The sequence below is a fragment of the Pseudoalteromonas sp. HM-SA03 genome, assembly GCF_002289345.1.
Taxonomy (GTDB): Bacteria; Pseudomonadota; Gammaproteobacteria; order Enterobacterales; family Alteromonadaceae; genus Pseudoalteromonas.
The window spans coordinates 35,171-62,080 of record NZ_NSDG01000065.1 but is presented as its reverse complement, the minus strand read 5'-3'; the positions used below and the strand labels follow the sequence as shown (position 1 = coordinate 62,080).

Genomic DNA, 26,910 nt, shown 5'->3' with positions numbered 1-26,910 from the left:
AATGATAACTGTTTTCGTTACCATTGCGGGTAGTTAACCCCGTGGTTAATTTAAAAGGGAGATTATTACCATGCAATTTGTATGTAAGCGAGCGCTTATACTAGTCAGCTGTCTCACAGCACCAGCTTGGTCTGCTGAACAATCAGTGACAAATGAAGATATTGAAGTGATCGAAGTGTTGGGACGGGATTCGGAAAAAAACTTTGCCACCTACACGTATTCAGCGACAAAAACGGCAGCTGATATTTTAGACCTACCGCAGTCAATTAGTGCCGTGACTAAAGAACTAATCAAGCAACAAGGATTGATGCGTCTAAACGACGTGACACCTTTTGTCAGCGGAGCGAGCGAATTTTCTGTGTATAACGATATCACCATCCGAGGTTTTCGCAGTCAAGATGATCGCCGCCTCAATGGTATGCGAACTTATAATGATTTTTGGTCACAAACCGCTATCGCACATGTTGAGCGAGTCGAGGTGATTAAAGGCCCAGCCTCAGCTATTTTTGGTGACGCCAGCCCAGGTGGGGTAATCAATACCGTAACCAAAAAGCCTTTAGCGACTAGTCGTCATGAATTGAGTGCTCGAGCCGGTAGTTACCAAGAGAAGTATGTTGCACTTGATACTACAGGTGCAATCAATCCATCGGAGTCAGTTCTGTATCGACTCAATGTGGGTTATGAAGACTCAGAATCTTTTAGAAATCAAGCGTTTAATAAAGGGTTGTTAGTATCACCTAGTGTCACTTTTATTCCCAGCGACACGCTTAAGCTTAACCTCGAACTGGTGTATTCAGACAGTGAAGGGATCTTAGAACGAGGGCAGCCGAATATCCGTGGCAATCAGCGTTTAGGCACGATACCGATTGAGGTTTCAGCAACACAGCCAGGGGATAAGCTAGATACAGAAAGCTTGATAAGCAGCTTGGCAGTTGACTATCGCTTTAGCGATGCTTGGTGGTTAGCTGTGCAGTATATGCATCAGAATAGTGATCAAGACTTAGTCGAGCATGGTATTGGAAATTATGCTGATGATTCAGACTCTATCGTTAATTTGCGCTACATTGAACGTGCTTCAGAAGCACAATCAGACTCCTTTTCCAGTTACCTAAATGGCAACTTTTACCTCGGTGATATTGAACACAATGTGGTGATTGGCTATGACTATATTGATAGGTTTAGAGAATCCAGCCAGCGAGTTGCCAACAATGCGATGCAGTTCGATATTCTAAATCCTGAATACAAGCGCCGAGATACTGATAGCTACAATGCAACTCAGCGTCCTGTGTTTGGTGGTAACTTACAAAGTGAAGGGATTTATATTCAAGACCGTATGGTATTTGGTCAATGGTCGGTACTGGCGAGTTTACGTGAAGAAAGTTTTGATCTAGATAATACTGGCGGCGGTTCCTCGAAAGATAGCCAACTGCTACCACGATTGGGAGCTGTGTATAAGCTATCAGATACTCAGAGCCTTTATGCGAGTTGGATGCAGGGTTTTGAGCCTCCTCCTCTATACTCAAATAACCCTGAACAAGGTGGCCCATTTAAACCGCAAGATAGCGAGTTATATGAGGTTGGCTTTAAAGCGCGTTTATTTAGCGATGATTTACAATTAACCACAGCTATTTATCAAATAACGCGTGAAAATGTCGTGCTATATGATGCTGAAGCATCAGCCAGAATCGATTTTGCTCGATATATGTATCGTCAGCGTGGTGCTGAGCAAGCGCGTGGATTTGAGTTCGATCTTAATGGTCAAATCACGGAACAACTTTCCGTAATTGCCAATTATGCTTATAACTCAGCGAAAGTAACCAAAGATTTGAATGATAGTGAAGTGGGCAAACGCAAAGAGGGCGCAGCTAAACATATGGCCACTGTATGGTCACGTTACCAGTTAGATGATAATTGGGCGTTTGGGGTCGGGGCGAGCTATGTGGGGGAGCGTGCAACCTCCTCAGCAGGGTTATTATTGCCTAGTTATCTGATCTACAACGCAGGTGTGTATTATCAGGTAGACAGTTGGAAGGCCTCCTTGGTGATTGACAATGTGCTCGACAAAGTACATTGGACAGGTGGCTATAGTTATAGCCAGTTGTTTCCTGGCGATCCACGTAGTGCGAGCTTAACGGTCGACTATCGATTTTAAATAGGGAGAGAAAAGTTGGTGTTTTAGCCAATTGCTCTTTTAGGAGAAAAGAATGACAGCAAAACAATGGTTCAGTTGGCATAGTTTAAGCGGTGTTTGGTTCGGCTTGCTATTGTTCGTGATCTGTTGGACAGGGGCATTTGCGACCATTTCTTACGAATTAGATTGGCTATTCGATGACACAGTGAGAGCGGCAGAAAGCAGTCCACAAGTCAGTTTAGCGAGTGCTTACGAGAAGGTTCAAGAAGCCTATCCAAACGCACGAATAGGGATCGCTTTTGCGGGTCCAGAAGCGCATTTTGCTCACGATTTTGTGGTTCGCTTGCCAGATAATCCATGGCAGCATATTTACGTTGATCCATACACTGGAAATATACAAGGAAAAACGAGCTTTTTGAATATTCAGCGGTTTTTCCGAGATTTCCATATGCATTTTTTGGGTGTGTTTGACAGCATTGTGTCTTATTACTTGGTTTTGCTATTTGCCATTCCGCTATGCATATCCACGATTAGTGCTTTGTATTTGTATCGAGGCTGGTGGAAAAAGTTATTTACACTAAAACTTAGCGGTGATACTCGCGCTAAGGTCGCAAGCTCACACAAATTAGCTGGAGTATGGAGTTTGTGGTTAGCAGTGGTGATTGCGGTAACCAGTATGTGGTACTTGTTTGAGTTTGTCAGAATGGACTTGGCTGATGGTAAAACTGCGTTTACTGATGTCGGCGATTTTGCTGTGAACCCCTTACCTGAATTGCAACCACAAGATAAGCCTCAGCTCTCTGTTGTGGCGCTTGCTGCAAAAGTCAGAGAAGCGAGACCAGATCTGGAAATTAGGGCGATTAGGTATTCCGGAGGGTACTTTTATGTTGAAGGCCAATCCAGTGACGTATTGGTTAGGGATAGAGCAAATAAGGTGTATGTGAATCCCTATACTGGGGAGGTCGTATATAGCCAAACTGCGTCTAGTCAGGGGGTATATTGGCGTTTATCTGATACGGCTGATCCTTTGCATTTTGGTAATTTTGCCGGTATATGGGTAAAAATATTGTGGTGCATCTTTGGGATTGCACTTTCATTTTTAGTGCTTAGCGGTACCTATATGTATGTTAAACGTCAGCTCAAGCTGCGCCGAAAAGAAGATCTACGCGGCGTGAAAGCTTCTCTGGTTTTTAGTTTAAGCCTTTTGGTATGTATTGCTTACTATGCCTATCATACGCTTATGAACTATGGTATCGCAGGCCAGTTTCCCGTGCTACCAACGGGGTCGGCGCTGTTCTTGTCGATTTGGACGTTAGTCACTTGCTTTATCATTGTTGTATGGGGAGGCGCGTTACTTAACTTATGTCGCGAAGCAACGCTTAGTAGTAAACCTAAAGTGTCGCACCACCATCTATAGTGACCACTTGCATGGTGGTATGTGAGCTGAGGGATGAGGCATAAAATAGCACCGAGTGGGCGATTTCTTCAGGTGTTGCAAGTTTTTGCAGTGGGATCCCAAGTTTATATTGACTCGGGAACCCTTTGATCACTTGCTCTGCACCTGAGCTATCTCGCCACATACTCGTTTGCATTGGTGTTAACGTAGAGCCCGGAGCAATCACATTGGCGCGTATGCCATATTCAGCTAACTCTAGCCCTGCTGTAAGGGTTAATTGGGTTGAAGCTGATTTCGACGCGCAATAGGCTGCCATGTTTTGGCGGGGCGTATGGCTCGCATTGGAGCTAACCGTCACTATACCGCCACTACGTTGCTGTTTGAAATGAGCTGTACAAGCCTTCAGGAAAACAAATACAGCGCCAGCGTTAACGTGCTGACAGTGCTGCCATTGTTCAAGTGATAATGTTTCTAGCGCGCCAAGTTCGAGTACGCCCGCAACATTAATTAAGCTATATGGGGCGAGGCCTTGTCGTACTAATGCTGCCAGCGTATGCTCCAATGTTGCAAGGTCTGCTAAATCACTGTGTATGGCTTTAAATAGTGGTTCTGTAGTTGCAAATTGCTTATCGAAACCCACGACACGAGCGCCAAGCTGCGCAAACTGCTTTGCAACACTTAGTCCTATGCCTTGTCCTGCACCAGTTACCCAAACAATTTTGTTGTGATACTCTTGCTTGAGGCTGTCATCGAAGCACATTTTTAATTTCCTCTATAACGGAGAGATAAGGCAAAGATGGTGTGTTCGACCAGACATTAGCAGCTTCCTGCATTGCTTCTGCAATAGATGCAACGAGCTTAGGGGAGTACCTTGCTGGATTGTAATCAATATCAAACTGCACGGGATCATCACCATTTAAATAGATTTGCAGCATAAAATCGTCCGTCGTTCCAGCACTAAGAATATGGCTGCGACTTTTGACTTCGCCATAGCGTGGGTGGCTAGTAAATGGCAAGATATTTACTGTCGGACCGCTGACTTCAATCGCTTTACCTTGTTGTTTTCGGTCTCGTTTCAAATGCTCAACACGATAGCATTGTAATGGCTTTACGCGTTTTATCTGTCTATTGATGTACTTGGCCACATCAGCTAACTCCCCTGACGTTGGCAAAGTTAGCGGTAGTGGCAACACATTGCTTTGTACGGTGGGGCATGAAAATTCCACTGGAGCTTGGCGATTCATCATCACTAACCCTAATGTCACTTTATGGCTATTGCACTTAGCCGCTAACACGATGGCAACTACACTTAGCAGTATTTCACTGGGGGTGGCTTGAACTAGATTTGCTGCCGACTGTAACGTTTGCCACTGAGTTCGAGCTAACGCAAAATGGTAGCGTTGATTTGGCTCGGTAATCGCAGCTTTGCTGTCACTAAAGCTTTGCGCCACTGGGTATTCATCAAGCCATTCGTTAAGGGAGCTTGCGGCCTCAGATAGTTGCTTTTGATAGTGTTCACTACCATGCAGATCTAGCAGCTGTTGCTGTGAAGCAAAATGGCAATTTGGCAGCGGTTTCCCCGTGTTTAAAGCATGATAACTGCGACTTAACGCTTGATGAAATAAACCAAAGCCAAAGCCATCCAGGACAATGTGATGGGCAACAATAAAGCAATAATCTTGGCTAGGGGTGCGCACCAATTTAAATCGCATCAAGCAACCAGAGGTCAAGTCAAACGCTTTGGTCAGCTCATGCGCTACTTGTTGTGGCATAAACTCAGCTAGAGAAGCAATATCATGATCAAGGTATTCGGTTATCAGCAGAGGCTGCGATTGTCCAACTACTATACTTGGAATAAAATCGTCATTATGGATAAAGTTACTGCGCAGCAAGTCACTTTGCTCAAAGATATGGTGGAGCGCGATGGAAAACTGCTCAGCATCTATTTTACCTTGAAGTTCCAAGCACTCTGCGACATTAAACAGATTGCCTTGGCCACTAATCGTGTGTAGTAGCCACATCGCGTGTTGAGAAGCGGTTAATGGCAATGCCATTATTCTGCCATCCGAGATTCGATCAGCTCGACCCAAGCTGAGAGAGTAGGTGTTTGTGCTAGCTCAATAAAGTTAGTTTCAATACCTTGTTGTTGCCATAATGAAATCAAGTTCATCACTTGCACTGAGTCTAGACCGTAATCAATCAAGCTTTCATGCTCATCAAACTCATCTGGCTCACAGTCGATCAAAGGCAAAATGAATGCTTTAAGTCCCGTGAGCGTAGTCAGATCAATACTTGCTTCGCCAACCACTTCTGCTGTCGTGATCACTTTTCCTGCACGTTGACCTATGATGTGCAGTGCCATAAGATGCTCGTCTTTGGTGAAGTCTGCAATTGCATCGGCGACAACGAAAGGTTGTATGTCACGCATAAATGCATCAATAGCCGTGGTCATCACACCAATATGACCGTAAATACCGACAATCAAAAGTTGGTCTCGTTGCTGTGCTTTTAGCTGTGCTTCGAAATCACATTTTTGAAAAGCGCTATATCGCCATTTTGTCAGGACAATATCCTGTTCGGTTGGCGCCAATGCATCAACTATGGGCTGTTGACTCGGATCTTGCAGTCCAGCTCCCCACATGTCTAGCAGTAACCCTCGTTCATTGCGACCTTGTTTGATCGGCTGGGCAGTATAATAAACCGGAATATCATGTTGGTAACAATACGCTTTAATTCGCTGAATGTTTTCTATCATGGTTTGTACTAGCGGATTATCTGCACCATAAAAAGAGACGAAGTAATGTTGGACATCATGGATAAGTAACGCAGCACGTTGCGAGTCAAGTTGCCAATCCACTCGATTTGGTGCAAGTTCAGCAGCGCGAGGTAAAGAATAGTGATTTAATTTAGGTATGGTCATTTTACTTCTCTAAAGTTGAATGGATTTTTGCAGTGCTTCAGTCTCGCTACGAAGCTGTTTTTTATCGACTTTACCTACGGGAGTCAGTGGTAAGTTATCTATAAACTTAAACTTATCCGGTACCTTGTAATCTGCAATTCCCTGTTCACGTAAGTATTTGCGAATGGCTAATGGTTTAAGCGGTATACCGGTCAGGAAAGCGAAACTTTTTTCTCCCAAGGTTGGGTCAGGCATTGCAACAATGGCGGCTTGTTGAATATTTGGGTGGCTGAGTAACAGGTTTTCAACTTCTTCCGCTGCTATTTTTTCCCCGCCTCGATTGATTTGATCTTTGACGCGACCTGTAACGATTAAATGTCCTGATGGCAGACGTTTTACCAAATCTCCAGAACTATAAAATCCCTGTTCATCAAATGCAGTTTGGTTGTGCTCAGGCGAGCGATAATATCCTCGAATCGTATAGGGTCCTCGTGTCAACAATCGCCCCTCTTCGCCATCGGGAACGGGGTTGCCGTGTTCATCCACGACTCTGATTTCATCATCTTCACTAATTGGACATCCTTGAGTATTGAGAATGTGCCATAGCTCATCATTGTAACGTGTGTAGTTAACTAGCCCCTCAGCCATGCCAAAAACTTGTTGCAATTGGCAGCCAAGAACAGGTTTGACTTGTTGTGCAATCGTTAAGCTTAATTTAGCGCCACCCACTTGAATGACATCAAGGCTGTCTAGGCGATATTGGCTTTTGGGGACATGTTGTAACCATAGCTGCAAAGCTGGAGGAACCAACGCAGTGTGTGTTACTCGATATTTTTCAATCAGACTAAAGCAGCTGCTGGGGCTTGGATCTGGGGCTAAGACAACGGTGCCGCCTGCAGCAAAAAAACCCAAGGCTCCCGGAGAGCTAAGCGGGAAGTTATGCGGGGCTGGCAGAGCACAAAGATAAACATGTTGCTCCGTCAATTCACAAATGTCTTTACTTGCCACCACGGAATATAAGTAGTCATTGTGTGTTCTTGGGATCAACTTTGGCGTGCCAGTACTTCCACCTGATAGCTGGAAAAATGCTACCTGATCTGGGTCTAAATCTGGCGCTGAAAATGGTCGTGATTGCAAATAAGCCTGTTTAAGCGGGCTATTACCTTTTGGGTGATCTATCAGTGTTGCTTGTATGCTAGGGTAGTCATTTTGTAACGATAATATGAACTGCTCATCTTGGTATAGTTCATGTGCAGAAGAAACGATTAACACTTTAGGTGCTAACTGTTCACAATAACTCCTAACTTCAGTCTGCTTATGACTGAATAGTGCGCACACAGGGGCTGCGCCAAGCTTGAGAAGTGCAAATAAGCTGACATAGAATTCAACTTGATTAGCCAATTGGATTAGCGCTGTGTCTCCTTGTTGAACCCCTTGCGCTGAGAGATAAGCAGCTAAGTGATTGCTATATTGATCAAGCTCTAAATAAGTTAAGCACCGATGTTCATCAATGACAGCAGGCTTGTTTGCATGTTGTATTAATTGATCGCTAATGACACAAGTTAGCGGTAGGTCTTGCCAGTAACCCTTTTCGCGGTAGTGCTCGGCTAATTCAGCTGGCCAAGGAGTAAAATCAATTTGCTTCATGGGATGTATTTCTCATTGCGTAATATGCTTGCTTTGTTTCGAGTGCGTTTAGCATGGTATTGAGTTTGGCTTCTGTTTCTAGCCATTCAGAGCGCGGGTCTGATGCTGCGACAATACCCGCTCCAGCAAATAACTTTGCAGTTTTATCGCGTAATTCTGCGCAGCGGATCACCACCACCCATTCGCCATTGCCATGCTTATCAAACCAGCCAATGATCCCCGAAAACAATCCTCTGCTTTGCTGCTCTAGTTCTGCTATTTTGGGATAAGCATCAACAGTTGGCTTACCGCAGAGTGCGGGGGTTGGATGCAATTGGTTTGCAATTGCTAAGCTATGGGTTGCTGATTCTTTTAAGACACCTGATATGACTGTAGATAAATGCCACATAGTGGCTGTGCTCAGCAGCTCAGGTTGAGCTGGAATATGTAGTGCACTGCAAAGTGGCGCCAATACTTGCTGAATGTCTTCGATGACAACGGCATGCTCATATCTATCTTTTTTAGAGGCAAACAAAATACTGCGGCGGTGCGCTTCTTCCTTTGGGCAAGTATCCCTTGGAATTGAACCTGCCAGCGGGTTAGTGGTCAATTTCTCAGCTTGCTTGCGCAGTAATAGCTCGGGACTGACACCCATTAGAATTGCGTTGTCGGTTGTAGGGAATGAAAAGTGGTAGCCAGATTGACTTTGTTGTAGCAAATTCCGCAGCACGATGTGGGAATTAATTGGCTCTGCAAAGCGTAGTTGAGTCTGTTTACTCAAAACAATTTTATTTAGTAGCCCAGTATCAAATAGTTGCTTGGCTTGAGAAACGGCATTTTCAAATTGAGCCTGAGGCTGTAAATCGGTAATGTCTAATAGCGAGTTTGGTATACCTTGGTTTGACGCTAACTCAGCGTCAAACCAAGCACTGAATACCGCTTTTTCCCAACGAGAAACTTGCTCTGGAATAATAATTTGCGCGTGCTCGGTTTTGCAAAATGGCAAAGCGGCAAAGGCGATAGTGTTGTCCGGCTCATTATGCATGTGAGAGTCAATTGCAGCGACTAAATCCTTTGTATCACCAATGGGTAAAGTGACGCGTTTCTTGATCCCTTGGCTAACTAAGCAATGCGTACCCGTTGTAAACAGACAGTTGTTCTCTGGGTTAAATTGCGTGGCTTTTGCATATTGTTCGAGTTGAATAACTTGGCTAAAGTCCATAAGCACACCTTGCTGATATCACAGTAGTGAAAACGAATTAATTGAAATCAAGACGAAGGTAAACATTAAAGATTTAGATTTATATCGAGTTTGTTAAACAGCCTTTCGCAAAGCTCGTTGTTGTTGATGGGCGTCAAAGTGATGAGGGTGCTTCGGGCAGTCTCGACAAAGCTTGCCATCGCTTGTTTTATGCAACAGGCAGCATGACTCCCTCAGTTGATAGGGGCCACGCTCGTCACAGAGTTGCAGTCTTGGGGTATAAAAAGGGTTTACATGTTCTCCAATCTTCACTGCCCGAGATAAAGTGTGATAGTCATCGTTTACCTTAGGGCGTTCGCCGATATAATGAATGATGGTTGGAAAAAACTGCCTCAAACGAAAAGCGCAATTACTCGATAAAACGTGCTCAGCAACCCCAAATTGCTGATTTAAAAAGGCATGTAAGGGAGCTAAATGCGCGTCAATAAACTCGGCATAGTGCGTAGCTGTATCGTGACACCCCAAGGTTTTCCCTTGATTGGGCAGCTGTAGTTGCCAACTCTCCATGTCGATCACGACTTTATCTAAAGCCAATGGGAGTACACGCCCCAACACACTGTGCGTAAATAAAATTGAGGGCATGATACGTAGTGTGTAGTGCATGTGCCAAACCGAGGCCTGCGCCTTTTTATTCGTCACTCCCTTTGCTGAACTAAAGCGAGAGATCGCGTCACTTAAGAAGGTTATATTTTTGATTTGCTGAGCAAAGGAGGGGTTATCATCAGAAATAAGTGCAACACCTCTAGCATAGTTATCAAGCGGTGGTGATAGGTAAGGTTTAAGGATCGGCAACATAGTCAAGGTTGTTGAGTTTTTAATATAAGACGCGATCCAAGTGAATTTTTTTAGTTCAAAGTCGTCCTGTAAGGGATTTGATCATCCTTGGGGGAAATCGTGTTAGTTTTTCTGATAAAAAAGACTTGGCAACGCTTTGTGGCCACTGCGCTGAGCAGCGTTGTATTCGGCATTATTAGTGTTTCACTGGTGGCACTTATTAACGAAATCATAAATGCCAAAGGCGAACGTCAGGCAGAGTTCTTTTGGGTCTTTGCTGCGTTGGCAATATCAGGGGTTGTGGTACAGCTAATTTCTAAATTAGTTGCTGAACAGTTAAGTGAGCACAGCCAAGCTGAGTTAAGAAAACTGGTTGCTGATAAAACGATAGAAGCAAAAATTAGTCACATAGAGTTACAGGGAGACGCGAAGATCAAATCTTGCTTAACAGAACATAGTTTAAAGGTGGCAGGGTTTTTCATGAGTATGCCGGGTATATTGACGAATGCCATGATAGTGCTTGGTGCTTTCGTATATATGGCTTGGTTAGACTGGTTAATATTTCTTTTCGCATTACTGACCTTGGTTTTAGGTTCGGTGAGCTATAGCTTTGCAAACAATGTTGCGTTTAAAAAAATAGCGAACGCTGCAGCGATGCAAGACAGCCTTTTTCAACAGTTTGATGCGATCACTGACGGTATCAAAGAGCTTAAACTGAACCGCAGTAAGCGAGCGTTCTTCAAGTTAGAAGTATTGCACCCGGCGATAGACGCTTTAAGAAAAGAACGTATTGAGGGGGTTTCTATTTTGCATATGGCGTCCTCTTGGGGTGGCTTTTTGATTTTTACCTTCATTGGTGGGGCGTTATATTTTTTATCTCAGCAAACTGGTGAAGAGAGTCAGCGCATTATGTCTGGCTTCGCACTGTTATTTCTCTATATGCTAACGCCATTAGAAACCTTACTGGCAAATATACCCAGAGCTTTTGCGGCGCAAGCCTCAGCGAATACCATCAAAACATTAACTGATGAGTTGATGAGTGATGATGGAAATAGTGTGCAAGTCTTCAAACAGTTTAACCGTATTCAATTACACGCACTGTGTCACCGTTACTATCACGAACAAAGCGACGATATATTTTCACTGAAACCAATAGATCTTGAGTTTAAGCAAGGCGAACTCATTTATCTTGTCGGTGGTAATGGCAGTGGCAAAACAACTTTCGCTAAAGTACTGTGCGGTTTGTATGAAGCAGACGAAGGAGAGATAGTAGTAGATAACCAGCCGATTAGCGGCGCTGGATTAGATGCTTATCGCCAGCTTTTTAGTACGGTATTTGGTGATTACTACTTATTCGATCGTCTGTTAAATGTGCCTTGCGAACAGTTGGAGCGAAAAGGGAATGAGCTAATTCGCAAGCTAAATTTGCATCATAAAGTGAGTATTGAATCGGGCCGCTTCACAACGCAACGTCTATCACAAGGCCAGCGAAAGCGTCTTGCTTTAGTTGTTGCCTACCTTGAAGATAGGCCATTTTATCTCTTTGATGAGTGGGCCGCGGACCAAGATCCGGTCTTTAAAGATGTATTTTATCGAGAGCTTCTGCCCGAGTTAAGAAACAAAGGAAAAACGATTTTGGTGATCACTCACGATGATAAATATTTCTCATTGGCTGACAGGTTATTAAAAATGGAAAATGGCTGCCTAACCGAAGTCACCCAACACCCAGTAACTCAAACTCCTGCATTAGCCTAATTAGATTTTTTGTCACGAAACATCAACCTAGTCGCAGTAATAAACGCGGCTAGGCGTAGCCCTTCATTAAGATTTCATCAAAACCTCTCACATTAATGGCTGGCTCAGGTAGCAGTAAGGAAAAACTACTGTTAGAGAACAGGTTGTTATTCCGAGCTCAGGCGAGATAAGTTACCCTGTATACAATACCAAGCAAACTCGGTCATGAGCATGAAAGTATTCGAAAAAATTTATCATAGAGCTGCCGAGCGTAAAGGCTCTGAGGCGGCGCTAAAAGCTAAGCTTAATCAACCCTTGAACACCGCATCACTACTGGCATTAAGTGATGATCAATGGTTAGAGGAATTTACTCGCAAGATATTTCAAAGTGGGTTTTATTGGGCGGTGGTTGATAATAAATGGGACGGCTTTAGAGAAGTGTTTTGGCAGTTCTCAATCGAGAAGCTGTTAATGATGTCTCCTGAAATGTACGAGCAACGTAGTCAGGATGAACGGATCATTCGCAATGCTAAAAAGGTAAAAAGTATTGCTGATAATTGCCATATGATTTTTGAAGTGCAACAACAGCATGGCCGCTTTAGTGAATTTGTCGCACACTGGCCTGAAGACAATATTGTTGGTTTGTGGCTGTACTTGAAAAAGCATGGCTCAAGACTTGGTGGGAATACCGGCCCTTACGCGCTTCGTGTGTTAGGGAAAGATACGTTTTTACTGAGTAAAGATGTCGAAACGGTACTACGTGCTGAGGAGATAATCGACGGTGGCTTGCAAAGTAAGAAGTCACTGCAAGCGGCGCAGCAGTTTTTCAATGAAATGCGTCAATATAGCGGGCTTAGCTTACAAGAGTTAAGCCAAATTATGTCAATGAGTGTTGGTGATAATATTCGCTAAAAATGGAGATGGCCGCATGGTATTTTTTCAGCCTTATCAAGGCTCTGCACTGCTCTTTAAGGAGCAACCAGCAAAATTTAATCAGCCCACATTACTACTATCTAATACGCCGTTGCTAGTTAAGCTTGAGCTAGATAAATACGACACCACTGCGCTTGCTGAGTTGTTAAGCGGTCAACGTGCTTTAGGCAACATTGAGCCGACTAGCTTAGCCTACAGTGGTCATCAGTTTGGGCAATTTAACCCGTTACTTGGTGATGGCCGAGCGCATTTAATTGGCGGGGTGAAGTTCGATGACGGACGTCAATACGACCTGCATTTGAAAGGCTCTGGAGCGACGCGATTTTCTCGAGGCGGTGATGGCTTTTGTGCGCTAGGGCCTGCGGTACGTGAGTTCATCATGAGCCAAGCGATGGTTGGCTTGGGTGTTCCAACTACGGAATGCCTTGCTGTTGTAACCACTGGACAGCATGTTTATCGTCAAGGTGAAGTACCTGGCGCGGTTGTATGTCGTGTGGCAAAAAGCCATATCCGCATCGGTTCCTTACAATATCTGGCTACACAGCAAAATAAAGATGAGCTTTGGAGCCTACTTAACTTGCTGGGCGAGCAATTATTTGAGGGATTTAAAGTTGAGACTGAACTGGATGTGCTCGAATTGTTCCGTGAAGTGTGTGAGCAGTTGGTTGACTTAGTCGTCGAGTGGATGCGAGTAGGCTTTATTCATGGCGTGATGAATACCGACAATATTTTGCTCAGTGGTGAAACGATAGACTTTGGCCCTTGTGCAATGATGGAAAAGTTTGATTTTAACGTTGTGTTTAGCTCTATCGACCGTCAAGGCCGTTATGCGTTTGGTAATCAGCCAAACATCATGAATTGGAACTGTGCTCGACTTGCCGAGGCCTTATTGGTGTTGTGGCAGGATGAGCAAGCGGGAATTGAAGCATTTAGTCAAATTTTAGCGGAGTTTTCTGAATCGTTTAATCGCAAGTACAAAGATATGTGGGCGGCTAAGCTTGGTATTGATGAATGGAGCGACGCAGACGACATTCTCCTTAGTGATTTACTCAAGTTGATGACGGAGCATGAACTAGACTTTACCAATACCTTTGCGGCACTAACCAATAGCTTGCTTGGTCATCCAAACAAAGTTTTATCCGTGCCGAAGGAGTTGGATAGCTGGCAGCGACAATGGGCGCAAAGGCGTGCTCCCGGTGACGTTGCGGCTAACTTGATGAGTCAAGCTAACCCGATACTTATCCCCCGTAATGCGTTGGTGGAGGCTGAGGTTGCACTATTTAATCAGCAAGGCATGAGTCAAACGCTAGAGGATTGGCTAACAGCGTTGACGTCACCCTATGATTACAAAGATTATCCTGAATCGTGGACCAGTGCGCCTACACCGGCCCACTATCAAACTTTTTGTGGAACCTAAATGGCAGAACAGCAGCTTTCTTGGCAAGAAATTAAACGTAAAGTCCTTGAGCACAAACGGCCACTTATTAAGGCGCATATCATCGCCTTATTTGCCGCGTTGGTGAGTGTCCCTATCCCTTTGATGATGCCGTTGCTGGTCGATGAAGTCTTACTAGACACACCAGGCAGAGCAGTGGCTTGGATGAACTCAGTATTGCCCGAGCAATGGCATGGTCCCAGTGGCTATATTGTGGTTATTTTGTTGGCTGTTATAACCATGCGCTTGGCCAGCTTGGTGTTAGGGGTGATGCAGTCACGCCAGTTTACTATTATTGGCAAGGACATTAGTTATCAAATCCGTGAGCGCCTACTTACGCATTTACCCAAAGTTCAGCTGAAGGAGTACGAAAGCCAAGGTGGTGCAGCAATTAGCTCTCGCTGTATTACCGATGTAGAAACTTTGGATAAATTTATCAGCCAAACCTTGTCACGCTTTTTAATCGGTTTACTTACAATCATTGGCACTGCGGCGATTTTGCTTTGGATTGATTGGATGTTGGGGCTGGTTATCCTATTGCTTAATCCGGCGGTCATCTATTTTTCTCGACAGTTTGGCAAACATGTTAAAGAGCTGAAAAAGGAAGAAAACGCTGCATTTGAAGCATTACAAACTTCGTTAGTTGAGACGCTAGATGCTATTTCTCAATTAAAAGCTGTTCGTCGAGAGGGGAACTACTTTGCACAAGTTAAAGTAGCCGCCAAAGATCTCAAACATTACGCGGTGCAGTCGCAATGGAAAACGGATGCGGTTAACCGCTTAAGCTTCACCGTGTTTTTGGTGGGGTTCGAGTTTTTCCGTGCTGTCGCTATGTTTATGGTGGTGTTTTCTGATTTAACGGTCGGCCAGATATTTGCGGTATTTGGTTACCTTTGGTTCATGATGGGGCCTGTGCAGGAAATTCTTGGTATTCAATATGCGTACTATGGTGCCTCGGCGGCGCTTAGCAGGTTAAATCAGGTTTTTAATTTTGCGACAGAAGCACAATATCCCGCTACGAAAGCTGTCTTTGATTCATCTCAGGTTGATATCAAATTTGCCAATATAGACTTCGCTTACGTTGCAGAGCAACCCGTGCTCAAACAGGTATCTTTGCATATTCCAGCAGGGAAGAAAGTAGCGTTAGTAGCGGTGTCTGGAGGTGGTAAATCTACTTTGGTGCAACTGCTGTTGGGACTGTATGAAAAGCAAAGCGGCGAGATTCATATAAATGACACACCAGTAGAGCAAATTGGTTACGAAGCCGTGCGAGATAATATAGTGACCGTACTGCAGCAGCCGATACTCTTTAATACTAGCATCCGTGAAAATCTAGCAATGGGACGAGAGGTATCTGACCAAATATTGTGGCAGGCACTCCGCGTTGCAGAGCTAGCCGACACTGTACTTACACTAGCCGACAAGCTAGATGCACAAGTTGGTCGTAACGGTATTAAATTGTCCGGAGGACAGAAGCAAAGGTTAGCTATTGCAAGAATGGTTGTTGCCGACCCTAAAGTGGTGGTGCTGGATGAAGCAACCTCGGCACTTGATATTGAGACTGAGGCAAAAATTCATCGCAATTTGCAAGCGTTTTTGGCTGATAGAACGACTTTGATTATTGCACATCGACTGAGCGCAATAAAACAAGCCGACTTAATTTATGTGTTAGATGATGGTGAAGTGTCCCAGTATGGAGAACATAAGGATTTGTTAAAGGAACAAGGTCTGTACCGAATCCTATTTGGTCATCAAAATTAATTCATAAATAGCAAAAATTCCTTATGTAACGTTAAGTAAACATTAATAGACGAGCTAATATTATCTATGCAACGTAATCGGTAGACGCATTTTCTGATAGACTATCCGAGTCGATACTCAATGCGTACACTAACAGAGATGGGAAGGAATGATGAAAATTAAAACTTTGAGCTTACTAGTTGCGATGGCAGTGACAGCCAATGCAAATGCAAATACCACAGAGCCTACTGAAGGCGTATATCTTGGTGTGTTTGGTGATTACTATGATGCTGATTGGCAGAATCACCGTGATATGGCTGGCCTAGACGTAGAAGATTCTACAGGTTGGGGTGCTGAAATTGGCTACCGCTTTGACAAGTTTTGGAGTGGTCGTCTTGAGTATGCAGATATGGACTTTGACCTTGGTGGGATCAGCAATGGTTCACTAGATGCAGAGCGTTACGGTATCGACGGTTTGTATCACTTTGATGGTGGTCCATTCTATGGTCTGGTGGGTATCAAAAAGATGAATCTAGACGTAATTTCAGATAACACTTTTGCTAACGTAGGTGCCGGTGTTCGTCATTACTTCACCGATCACTTGTTCGTGAATGCTGAAGCGGCAGTTTACCAAGGCTTAGAAGCAGGTTTTACTGATGTTGGTGGTAAAATCGGTATCAACTACTCGTTCGGTAGTGCAGGTAAATCGGAAGAGGTTGCGCCAGCTCCAGCTCCTGTAGTTGCTGAAGCACCGCAAGACAGTGACAAAGATGGTGTTGTGGATAGCGAAGACAGATGTGCTAACACACCAATGACGGATGCTGTTGATGCGTCTGGCTGTACTTTGTACGAAACTAAAGAAGACAAAGTAAGCTTACTAGTCCGCTTCCCGCATGACGATGCTTCTTTCTCACAGCAATATGTTGATGATATCAACGCGGTTGCTAAGTTCTTAAAAGAACACAAAAATGCAGATGTAGTGATTGAAGGTCACGCGTCAGCTGTAGGTGATGCGGATTACAACCAGAAGCTTTCTGAGCATCGTGCGAAGAACGTTGCTGAAAAACTCGTTGATATGGGTATTGATTCAATGCGTATTACCACGGTTGGTTACGGTGAAGAGCGTTTGAAAAACCCAGCAAATACGCTTGAAGCGCATGCTGAAAACCGTCGCGTAGAAGCGCACGTTTCTTCTAAAGAGAAAGTAAAAGTTAAGCGTTAATTTTTACTTAACTTATGCAAAAAGGCTCCTTCAGGAGCCTTTTTTGATCCAATTGATAGTACCTTTTCGCAAAATTAAAATGATTCTCGTTTGACTAATATTCATCAAAATATACTTGTTTCGATATGCTTATTCATTGTATTTATAGTGACTATAAGGCGAGGTATCGCATGCAAGATTTTCATCTATACTCAAAGACCTTATAATTGTTCATTATATTTTATGGTCAAGGGAATGGTTCAGCCGATTGCATCAATAATCGCAGCCAGATCATTTACTTGTCTGTCCACGTCACCAAGAGGGCAATATTGTGCTTCAAGAATATCGTAAACACGTAGAAGAGCGTGCCGCGCAAGGTATAGTGCCTAAGCCGTTAGACGCGCAGCAAACTGCTGACCTTATCGAATTACTAAAAACTCCACCTGCAGGTGAAGAAGAGTTCATCGTTGATCTATTTATCAACCGTGTACCGCCAGGTGTAGATGATGCTGCTTACGTAAAAGCAGGCTTTTTGGCTGCAGTAGCGAAAGGCGAAGCTGAATCTCCACTTATTTCAAAAGAATATGCAGCTGAACTACTTGGCACTATGCTAGGTGGTTATAACATCGCGCCTATGATCGACCTACTAGATGACGCAGCACTTGCACCTATCGTTGCTAAGGGTTTATCTCATACACTACTGATGTTTGACGCATTCTACGATGTAGAAGAAAAAGCAAAAGCAGGCAACGAGTTTGCTAAGCAAGTGATTGAGTCATGGGCAAATGCAGAATGGTTCCTTGAGAAGCCAGCCGTTGCAGACAAGATTTCAGTGACTGTATTCAAAGTAACGGGTGAGACAAATACAGATGACTTGTCTCCAGCACCAGATGCTTGGTCTCGTCCAGATATCCCATTACACGCACTGGCTATGCTTAAAAACGAGCGTGACGGTATCAACCCTGATAAGCCAGGTGAAGTAGGTCCAATTGCACAACTGGAAGCGCTTAATGGTAAAGGTTTACCTCTAGCGTACGTAGGTGACGTTGTTGGTACAGGCTCATCTCGTAAATCTGCAACTAACTCCGTACTTTGGTTCATGGGTGATGACATTCCATTCGTACCAAACAAGCGCGTTGGCGGTGTGTGTCTAGGTGGCAAGATTGCGCCTATCTTCTTCAACACCATGGAAGATTCTGGTGCACTACCGATTGAGCTTCCAGTTGACGAACTAAACATGGGCGACCAAATCGACATCTTCCCTTATGAAGGTGTAGTTAAGCGTCACGGTACTGACGAAGTTATCTCAACGTTCTCACTGAAATCAGACGTAATTCTTGATGAAGTGCGTGCTGGCGGTCGTATTCCACTGATCATCGGTCGTGGTCTAACTGATAAAGCTCGTGCTTCACTAGGTCTAGAAGCTGAAGATATCTTCCGTAAGCCTAAGTTAGTGGCTGATTCTGGTAAAGGCTTTACGCTTGCACAGAAGATGGTTGGTAAAGCATGTAACATGACAGGCGTACGCCCAGGTCAATACTGTGAGCCAACAATGACAACAGTTGGTTCTCAGGATACTACGGGTCCAATGACGCGTGATGAGCTTAAAGATCTTGCTTGTCTTGGCTTCTCAGCTGACCTTACAATGCAGTCATTCTGCCATACCTCAGCTTATCCTAAGCCAATCGATGTAAACACACACCACACACTTCCTGATTTCATCATGAACCGTGGCGGTGTATCGCTACGCCCTGGTGACGGTGTTATCCACTCATGGCTAAACCGTATGCTACTTCCAGATACAGTAGGTACAGGTGGTGACTCGCATACTCGTTTCCCACTAGGTATTTCATTCCCAGCAGGTTCAGGTGCAGTAGCATTCGCAGCTGCAACGGGTGTAATGCCGTTGGATATGCCTGAGTCAATCCTTGTTCGTTTTAAAGGTGAAATGCAGCCGGGTATCACATTACGTGACCTAGTACATGCTATCCCTTACTATGCAATCCAGCAAGGTCTATTGACGGTTGAGAAAAAAGGTAAGATCAACGAATTCTCTGGCCGTATCCTTGAAATCGAAGGTGTTGAGCATTTAACGGTTGAGCAAGCGTTTGAACTATCTGACGCATCTGCAGAGCGTAGTGCGGCAGGTTGTACTGTTAAGCTTTCACAAGCGTCTATCGAAGAGTACCTAAACTCTAATATCGTGATGCTTAAGTGGATGATCTCTGAAGGCTATGGTGATGTACGTACCATTGAGCGTCGTATCACTAAGATGGAAGAGTGGTTAGCGAATCCTGAGCTAATGACTGCTGACGCGGATGCAGAATACGCGCACACCATTGAGATTGATCTTGCTGATATCAAAGAGCCAATCCTTTGTGCACCAAATGACCCTGATGACGCTCGTCTACTTTCAGCGGTAACTGGTGAGAAGATCGACGAAGTATTCATCGGCTCTTGTATGACTAACATCGGTCACTTCCGTGCAGCTGGTAAACTACTGGATAATTTCGGTGGTCGTCTACCAACGCAACTATGGGTTGCTCCACCAACGAAGATGGACCGCGATCAGTTAACTGACGAAGGTTACTACGGCATTTACGGTCGTGTAGGTGCACGTATCGAAACTCCTGGATGTTCACTATGTATGGGTAACCAGGCACGTGTTGCTGATAAAGCAACGGTTGTTTCTACCTCGACTCGTAACTTCCCTAACCGTTTAGGTACAGGTGCAAACGTATTCCTTGCATCAGCAGAGCTTGCAGCGGTAGCTGCTATTCTTGGTAAACTACCAACGCCTGCTGAATATCAAGAGTATGCAGAGAAGATCAATGCAACGGCTGCGGACACTTACCGTTACTTGAACTTCCATAAGATGCCTCAGTACACTAAAAAGGCAGACTCAGTGATCATTCAACAAGCGGTTTAATTACTCGCTCTAGAATACATTGAAAGAAAAAAGCCAGCGCATGCTGGCTTTTTTTATGCACATAAAACGCCCATCTTAAATGGTGTTATCAAGCATTATTTTAAACCTAGATAAGTAATCTATTAAAGTGGCTATAACTGGGTTTTTATTGCGTTTTACTTGTTAAAATCCCGTTTTTTTAAACAGTAATTTTCTCTGGTTTTATTAGAATTGTCGGCAAATTCTCATCAATGGGCGAGAGGATCATGACAACAGTAAACAACCAGAATTTATTACAACTACGCTTTTTGCCGCAGTCACATATCGACGCAGTTAAGCCTTTTTTCAATCAACTTCCAGATAACCCTTATGCCGATGGTGCATTCAGAAAGCGCCGCTATTCAGTGATTAAATTCACTGGCGGTGATGTGACATTGCAGCCGACTAAGGCTTTCGTTCAAGACGATTCAATTAATACTTTCCAAGGTAATATTGAGCGTGTTTACGAAAACCTTGAGCTGGACATGTTAAACACCGATGGCTTTAAGCATATGCTTGCTGAATTCAAAGCCATGACAGGAATTGCAGACGATACCAGCATAGAAGTTCATCAGTTTCGCATGTTAGCGATTGAAAGCGATACCCCTCCTGCGCCAGAAGGTGTGCACCAAGATGGCTTTGACCATGTCTGTGTCTGCGGTGTTTCTCACGAAAATATTGCTGGTGGCGAGCTATTGGTTTATGAGCACAAAGAAGCTGAGCCCTGTTTCAAAATGGAAATCAAAGATGGTTTATTTGCACTGGTGAATGACCGTGAAGTGTGGCATAACGCAACACCGATGAACAAGCTAGATGCCGAGCAAGTCGGTTACCTAGACTGCTTCGTATTTACAGCCTAAGAGGGTAGTATGGATTTAAATCAAGTGCGTCGTCAGTTCCCTGCGCTTATGCAAAGTATTGGTGGAGCCGCGCCAATTTTCCTTGATGGTCCGGGTGGCTCTCAAGTCCCGCAATCTGTGTTGAGCGCGATGTCTGCTTACCTTGGTTATTTTAACTCTAACTTAGGTGGTGCATTTTTCTCGAGCGATAAGACCGTCAGTTTGATGAGTGAAGCGCGCCAAGCGGTTGCGGACTTACTCAATGCGCCAAGTGCAGATCAAATTGTATTTGGTGCCAACATGACTAGCTTAACCTTTAGCTTTAGCCGTGCGCTATCTCGCGAATGGCAAGCAGGTGATGAAGTTATTGTGACCAATGCCGATCACTATTCAAACGTTTCTTCATGGCGTCAAGCTGCCGAAGATAAAGGTGCGACGGTACATGCGGTGCGTATTAATGAAACCGATTGCACGCTTGATCTTGCGCATTTTGAATCACTACTAAATGCCAAGACTAAGTTAGTTGCGGTGACGTATGCATCGAATACAACGGGCTCAATCAACGACATCAAGCGCATTGTGGAGCTTGCGCACCAAGTTGGTGCATTGGTATATGTTGATGCTGTGCATTATGCACCTCATGAGCTAATCGATGTACAAGGTTTGGATTGCGACTTCCTTGCGTGCTCTGCTTATAAGTTCTTTGGTCCGCATGTGGGCATTGTTTATGGTAAGCGTGAGCATTTAGAAGGTTTTACTCCTTATAAGGTGGAGCCCGCAAAAGACATTATCCCAGGCCGCTGGGAAACTGGTACGCAGAGTTTCGAAGGGCTAGCGGGTGTGGTTGCGGCGATTGACTACATTGCTTCACTTAGCGAAATGAGTACAGATACCCCACGTCGTGAGAAACTGGTTGAGGCGTTTGCACGCACAAAAGCGCATGAGATGCAGCTTAGCCAGCACTTTTTAACGCGTTTAGCCGAGTTTAAAAAGATTAAACTTTTTGGTATCGAGTCACGTGAGCGACTCGCTGAGCGTACACCAACGTTTGCTTTGACATTTGATGGCATCGAGCCACGTACCGTGTCGGAATTCTTAGGTAAAAAGCACATGTGCGTATGGGATGGCAATTTCTACGCCCAAGGGCTTTGCGAGCAGCTAGGGGTGATGGATAAAGGTGGGGTTGTTCGCATCGGTTGTATGCATTACAACACCATAGAAGAACTAGATAGCTTGTTTGATGCATTCAGTGAGCTATTAGCATAATAAAAAGTGGGAGCTACGGCTCCCATTTCTTCTCGCAACAATCAGGTTCTCTTGTAACTTTACTTCTGTTTCGATACAGCTTTTTAATAGTATACTTTAATTATATGTATTACATTAGCTGGAGGAAATTGTGGAAAGGACTACTGGTGGCGTGATACGAATTACTATTATTCCTCTGTTTTGTTGGCTTCTATCACTGATATTTATTTATGTATATCAGTTTCCTGTCCCCATGGTTGGTATGGTCAATGAAACGGACTTAACGAGTCCACACTTTTGGTGGACGGCAACACTAAGTTATCTCTTTTACGGATTTATCTGCTTTACTATCCCGCTGATGATGCTTATTCAGTATGTCATTTCAAAGTCAAAGTGGATTACAAATCACAGCGGGCAAGACAAGCTGCTTTGGTGTAGTGCCATTCTTTTATGTTTTGCTTGGGCTACTTTACTTAGTCAGTTACACCTTCAATAAATGCATTGAGCTTAGCAATGCGATGGCTCATACCTTCAATAAGCTTATCTTTGATTTTTTCCCGGATCACATTGGGCAAGCGTGTTAATGCATCTGGGGTTATCGCCAAGATGATGCTGTCTTTTAACGCTTGTGCGCTAGTGCTGCGTTCTCGGTTAGTGATAAATGCACCTTCACCTAAAAACTCTCCAGGACCAACTTTACCTAAATCATGGGCCGCATCTTGTTTAAAAATCAAAAACTCACCGCTTAATACAATATACAGGCGATTGTCTTTTTCAAAGCGTTTGAAAGCATGACGCTCTTGTTGCACCAGATATAAGTGACCAAAAGACTCAAGCAATACCTGGCGCTCGGCAAGCGTAAACTCTTTAAAAAACGCTAAGCGATTGATGATCTCTAGTTGTTTAAACAGTGGGACATTTTCAAGTAACTTCATGCAAACTATTCGCAAATCAAACTTATTCTTGAATATTGCGTTCTTTTAGCTTTCTGGTCAATGTATTGCGTCCCCAACCTATCTTTAATGCCGCATCTTGTTTATGGCCATGGCAGGCATTGAGTGCGGATTTGATCAGCCGTGTTTCTAATTGTGCCTGTACATCGGGCCAAATATGGTCTTTTCCTTTACGTAACTCTGAGTCTAACCAAGTTTGGAATGCGTCCAGCCAATTGCCATGCTCTAAGGCGTCAATCTGTTGTGGTTTTTCTAGCTCTTCGGGCAGATCCGCTGGGGTGACAAGCTCGCCCGGCGCCATTACCGTTAACCAACGGCAGGTGTTTTCCAATTGTCTAACGTTGCCAGGCCAATGATACGCTTGCATTTTTTGCAGAGCATGTTTGGAGATGATTTTTGGCTCGGCTTTTAGCTCTTTGGCGCTTTTTGCAAGAAAGTGATCGCACAGGGCGGCGATATCTTCAGGGCGTTCACGTAAGGCTGGAAGTTTTAACCTGACGACATTGAGGCGGTGAAACAAGTCTTCACGGAATTTACCTTGCTTGACCAGTGTCTCTAAGTCTTGATGGGTAGCCGCGACGATACGGACATCGACTTTCACACTGTTGTGGCCACCAACCCGATAAAACTCACCATCGGCGAGTACGCGCAATAGCCGAGTCTGCACGTCCAGTGGCATATCACCGATTTCATCTAAAAATAGGGTGCCGCCATCGGCTTGCTCAAAGCGGCCACGGCGCATGCTGTCAGCGCCAGTAAAAGCGCCTTTTTCATGGCCGAACAACTCAGACTCGACGAGATCTTTGGGAATGGCGGCCATATTGAGCGCGATAAAAGAAGCGTCTTTGCGCGGGCTGTGATTGTGCAGCGCGCCTGCCACAAGCTCTTTACCCGTGCCTGATTCGCCGTTAATCAATACACTCATGCTTGACGCGGAAAGTTTACCTATGGCGCGGAACACTTCCTGCATCGCTGGGGCTTCACCAATAATGTCGGGGCTATTGGCTTTTTCACTTTGGCGCTTTTGCTTTTTAGTTTGCTGGCCTGCACGAAATGCACGTTGCACAAGGGAAACGGCCTCGTTTAAGTCGAAAGGTTTGGCGAGATATTCAAACGCCCCTTTTTTAAATGCGTTGACCGCAGAATCCAAGTCCGAGTGCGCGGTCATAATGATCACCGGCAAGTTTGGGTAGAGCCCTGCAATTTTATCTAACAAGGCCATGCCATCGATACCTGGCATACGTACATCTGAGATCAGCACTGCGGGTTGCTCATATTCAAGCGCGGTCAATACATCTTGACCACTGGCGAAGCTCTCGGTTTCAAACTCAGCTCGCTTTAATGCCTTTTCTAAAACAAATCGGATTGAAGCGTCATCATCGACTAACCAAACTGATTTCATTGCACGTTTCCTGTTTCGGTGTTGTCAAAGGGAAGGTAGATACTGAACTCAGTGTGTCCTGGCCAACTATCGCATTCGATAAATCCTTGGTGTTGCTCTACCAAAGTTTGTGCGATAGAGAGCCCAAGTCCAGAGCCTCCTTCTTTATTCGTGATCATCGGAAAGAACAATGTCTCTTTTACCTCATCGGCGATCCCCGGACCGTTGTCGCTGATACGGATGAGTAAAGCTTTTTTCAATAGTCGCTCACCATGATGAAGACGGTGTTTAATGCGCGTTGTTATGGTGATCGTACCGTCATGTTGTAGTGCTTGTTGAGCATTGCGCAGCATATTCAGCAGAACCTGCTGAATTTTGGCTTGATCTATCACGATGGCCGGAATACTGGGATCATAATCTTTTACCAAGGTGATATCCGCATCGCGCTCCAAGGTGGTTAACTTAATCACCGATTCTAACGCCTGATGGATATTACACGGCTCTTTTTGTGGTAACTGATTGGGTCCAAGCAATCTATCTACCAATTCGCGCAATCTATCTGCTTGCTCAATAATGAGCGTGGCACATTCTTCCCGTTCTTGTTGATCAGTTTCGTATTGCAATAATTGAGCCGCACCGCGGATCCCACCAAGTGGATTTTTTATTTCATGAGCAAGACCGCGAATGAGGTTTCGAGCTGCCTGAAATTGGTGCATTTGATTGGATGCTTGGTCATAACGCAGGGCATCATCAACACGGCGACATTCCACTAAAATATACGCCTTGTCTGCAAGGTAAACTCGTCTGGCATGCAGACTTAGTGTCGCAACACGATTATCTACGAATACCACGTCTACTCTGTGTTGCTGGCAGTCTACGCCATCTTGTAGCACGTATTTAGAGAGCCGTGGCAGGTCTATATGATGATGATTAAACACACTATCAATCGCCAGTCCGACAAGGCGTTTAGTGCTGAGTCCCAGTAGTTCACTACTGCTATAGTTGGCATAGTGGACCATTAAATTTTGATCGAGCACTAAAATCGCGGTTGAGAGAGATTGCCAAATTTTATCCAAGTCAATCGAGTTATGTTGATCCATTTATGTTCACCGTGCACCAATGTGGTGCAATGAGAATAGCATAGCTTTGCATCCATTGGATTAAATTATTACCTGAGCTCAGAAACTAGGGGTTTTCGAACTCGTATCCTAAACTTGTTATTAATAAAGCATGCCAACTTTAAGGTGCCGAGATTATTAGTGCTTTGTGTCAAAAAATACATCTAGCTTGTGCTTGCGGGGGGAGCCTTTTTATCGCTATTTGTATGAGCGGTTGTGACTTTCAAGGCACTAGGTATGTTACCGAGTATACAGGCTGCTTCCCTCCTCACACCGCTAATTTACATCGAGCGACGAATGGCGAGAAAACCACCCTTACAGGTGTGATGCGGGTTGTTCAACCTAACTGGCGAGATAAATATTTACTGCACACAAAGGCTGAAGTCTACTATCAAGTCCAGGTGGGTGAGCAAAGGTTGTGGATTGACCATCATGAGTTGTCAAATTCAGCCTCTCTAATACCAGAGGGGATAAGCATGGCGTGTTTACAATTATTAGTTGAAAGCCAGTGTAAGTAGGAAATAAACCATTAATTATTTGCGGTATTTCGGTGCAAAAAGAATTTATGGATATCGCTTTGGGCAACTAAGGTTCCCTTTTGGTTAAACACTTTGATAACCAAAGAATGTTCGCCGCGATTGATGCCACGTAAAGCGAACTGGGTATTCGTTTGTTTTGGACCTGTCGCTACACCGTCGAGAAACAGTTGGACACTCAACCCTTGGGTAAATCTTGGTTCTACTGTGCCCGTCACGTATACGCTGCCACTATTGTCGCGGATTGTTTGTTCATGCTCAGGAGAAGTGATTTTAGCTGTATATTGGATAGTTGGTGTTGTATCCGTTTGTTCGAGAATTTTAGTATCAACACTTGGCATGGTTAAGGCGCTGGCATTGAGTTTGACTTCTTTCGAGCCAGGTTGCGGTACATCCGAATAGACCCAATGACCGTTTTTGTCTTTCCAGCGATAGATTTTTGGATTGGACTCAGCTGCAGCATCAATGCTTGTTAGGGCTAGCGTCATGCTAACCGACATTATAAGAAACCACTGACGCACCACAACTCTCCACAGTAAACTACTGTTCATACTGTAGTATAGAGCAGTTGGAATTGCGAGTTAGAAATGAATAATTCCCATAATGACAACATAAAATAGACTTTATTTAACCTCTTGAATTGCATTAAAAAAGCCCGTAAAAACGGGCTTGAGAACACATATGATTAAGAGTGCCAGAAACGCATAATGAGTTTTGGCTCTACAAGCTCAATACTGCGGTACTGAGCGTAGTAGTCTGCT

20 protein-coding genes are annotated in these 26,910 nt (G+C 44.4%); 10 read left to right on the top strand and 10 right to left on the bottom strand.

Features of this window, described 5'->3' with window-relative positions:
- The first annotated feature begins 70 nt into the window (after nt 1–70).
- Both CKO50_RS13800 and CKO50_RS13795 read left to right on the top strand, forming a co-directional pair.
- Nucleotides 71–2,152 carry a TonB-dependent siderophore receptor gene (locus CKO50_RS13800; RefSeq protein WP_095728629.1) on the top strand — a complete coding sequence of 694 codons (2,082 nt, stop codon included), beginning with the start codon at nt 71–73 and terminating at the stop codon, nt 2,150–2,152.
- A gap of 52 nt (nt 2,153–2,204) precedes the next feature.
- Complete coding sequence (locus CKO50_RS13795) at nt 2,205–3,548, top strand: PepSY domain-containing protein (protein ID WP_095728628.1); 1,344 nt, start codon at nt 2,205–2,207, stop codon at nt 3,546–3,548.
- Here CKO50_RS13795 and dhbA read toward each other — a convergent pair.
- The 6 genes from dhbA to CKO50_RS13765 form a co-directional block, all read right to left on the bottom strand.
- A complete protein-coding gene (gene dhbA, locus CKO50_RS13790; protein ID WP_095728627.1) occupies nt 3,523–4,287 on the bottom strand; it encodes a 2,3-dihydro-2,3-dihydroxybenzoate dehydrogenase in 765 nt (254 codons plus the stop codon). The genes CKO50_RS13795 and dhbA overlap by 26 nt on opposite strands.
- Nucleotides 4,274–5,581: a condensation domain-containing protein gene (locus CKO50_RS13785; RefSeq protein ID WP_095728626.1), complete on the bottom strand. Its 1,308-nt coding sequence runs from the start codon at nt 5,579–5,581 to the stop codon at nt 4,274–4,276. The genes dhbA and CKO50_RS13785 overlap by 14 nt, the downstream gene beginning before the upstream one ends.
- The gene (locus CKO50_RS13780) at nt 5,581–6,447 is read right to left on the bottom strand and encodes an isochorismatase family protein (RefSeq protein WP_095728625.1); all 867 of its coding nucleotides are present in this window, start codon (nt 6,445–6,447) and stop codon (nt 5,581–5,583) included. The genes CKO50_RS13785 and CKO50_RS13780 overlap by 1 nt, the downstream gene beginning before the upstream one ends.
- Nucleotides 6,448–6,456: 9 nt before the next feature.
- Nucleotides 6,457–8,073 carry a (2,3-dihydroxybenzoyl)adenylate synthase gene (locus CKO50_RS13775; RefSeq protein WP_095728624.1) on the bottom strand — a complete coding sequence of 539 codons (1,617 nt, stop codon included), beginning with the start codon at nt 8,071–8,073 and terminating at the stop codon, nt 6,457–6,459.
- Nucleotides 8,060–9,274 carry an isochorismate synthase MenF gene (locus CKO50_RS13770; RefSeq protein WP_095728623.1) on the bottom strand — a complete coding sequence of 405 codons (1,215 nt, stop codon included), beginning with the start codon at nt 9,272–9,274 and terminating at the stop codon, nt 8,060–8,062. Before CKO50_RS13770 ends, CKO50_RS13775 begins: the two co-directional genes overlap by 14 nt.
- A gap of 93 nt (nt 9,275–9,367) precedes the next feature.
- A complete protein-coding gene (locus tag CKO50_RS13765) occupies nt 9,368–10,108 on the bottom strand; it encodes a (2Fe-2S)-binding protein (RefSeq protein ID WP_095728622.1) in 741 nt (246 codons plus the stop codon).
- Nucleotides 10,109–10,207: 99 nt separating this feature from the next.
- Here CKO50_RS13765 and CKO50_RS13760 point away from each other — a divergent pair, with 99 nt between their 5' ends.
- The 8 genes from CKO50_RS13760 (at nt 10,208) to CKO50_RS13725 (ending at nt 22,182) form a co-directional block, all read left to right on the top strand.
- A complete protein-coding gene (locus tag CKO50_RS13760; protein ID WP_095728621.1) occupies nt 10,208–11,842 on the top strand; it encodes a cyclic peptide export ABC transporter in 1,635 nt (544 codons plus the stop codon).
- A 210-nt stretch (nt 11,843–12,052) separates the two neighbouring features.
- Complete coding sequence (locus CKO50_RS13755; RefSeq protein ID WP_095728648.1) at nt 12,053–12,733, top strand: DNA-3-methyladenine glycosylase I; 681 nt, start codon at nt 12,053–12,055, stop codon at nt 12,731–12,733.
- Between the two features lie 16 nt (nt 12,734–12,749).
- Nucleotides 12,750–14,171, top strand: coding sequence for a YdiU family protein (locus CKO50_RS13750; RefSeq protein WP_095728620.1), 1,422 nt, complete (start codon nt 12,750–12,752; stop codon nt 14,169–14,171).
- Complete coding sequence (locus tag CKO50_RS13745; protein WP_095728619.1) at nt 14,172–15,950, top strand: ABC transporter ATP-binding protein; 1,779 nt, start codon at nt 14,172–14,174, stop codon at nt 15,948–15,950. It abuts the gene before it with no gap.
- A 151-nt stretch (nt 15,951–16,101) separates the two neighbouring features.
- Nucleotides 16,102–17,151 carry an OmpA family protein gene (locus CKO50_RS13740; protein ID WP_095728618.1) on the top strand — a complete coding sequence of 350 codons (1,050 nt, stop codon included), beginning with the start codon at nt 16,102–16,104 and terminating at the stop codon, nt 17,149–17,151.
- Nucleotides 17,152–17,461: 310 nt separating this feature from the next.
- Complete coding sequence (gene acnB, locus CKO50_RS13735) at nt 17,462–20,059, top strand: bifunctional aconitate hydratase 2/2-methylisocitrate dehydratase (RefSeq protein WP_095728617.1); 2,598 nt, start codon at nt 17,462–17,464, stop codon at nt 20,057–20,059.
- Between the two features lie 245 nt (nt 20,060–20,304).
- Nucleotides 20,305–20,937: a 2OG-Fe dioxygenase family protein gene (locus tag CKO50_RS13730; protein WP_095728616.1), complete on the top strand. Its 633-nt coding sequence runs from the start codon at nt 20,305–20,307 to the stop codon at nt 20,935–20,937.
- Nucleotides 20,938–20,946: 9 nt separating this feature from the next.
- Complete coding sequence (locus tag CKO50_RS13725; protein ID WP_095728615.1) at nt 20,947–22,182, top strand: cysteine desulfurase-like protein; 1,236 nt, start codon at nt 20,947–20,949, stop codon at nt 22,180–22,182.
- A gap of 452 nt (nt 22,183–22,634) precedes the next feature.
- Here CKO50_RS13725 and CKO50_RS13720 read toward each other — a convergent pair whose 3' ends face one another.
- The 4 genes from CKO50_RS13720 to CKO50_RS13700 all read right to left on the bottom strand — a co-directional run bounded on the left by CKO50_RS13720 (nt 22,635) and on the right by CKO50_RS13700 (nt 26,649).
- Entirely contained in the window at nt 22,635–23,096 is a 462-nt protein-coding gene (locus CKO50_RS13720) for a cyclic nucleotide-binding domain-containing protein (protein ID WP_045989409.1), read from the bottom strand.
- A 22-nt stretch (nt 23,097–23,118) separates the two neighbouring features.
- Nucleotides 23,119–24,516, bottom strand: a complete 1,398-nt coding sequence (ntrC, locus tag CKO50_RS13715; protein ID WP_010604325.1) for a nitrogen regulation protein NR(I) — start codon at nt 24,514–24,516, stop codon at nt 23,119–23,121.
- Nucleotides 24,513–25,595: a nitrogen regulation protein NR(II) gene (glnL, locus tag CKO50_RS13710; RefSeq protein WP_095728614.1), complete on the bottom strand. Its 1,083-nt coding sequence runs from the start codon at nt 25,593–25,595 to the stop codon at nt 24,513–24,515. Before glnL ends, ntrC begins: the two co-directional genes overlap by 4 nt.
- A gap of 547 nt (nt 25,596–26,142) precedes the next feature.
- Entirely contained in the window at nt 26,143–26,649 is a 507-nt protein-coding gene (locus CKO50_RS13700) for a DUF4124 domain-containing protein (RefSeq protein WP_095728612.1), read from the bottom strand.
- Nucleotides 26,650–26,910 lie beyond the last annotated feature (261 nt).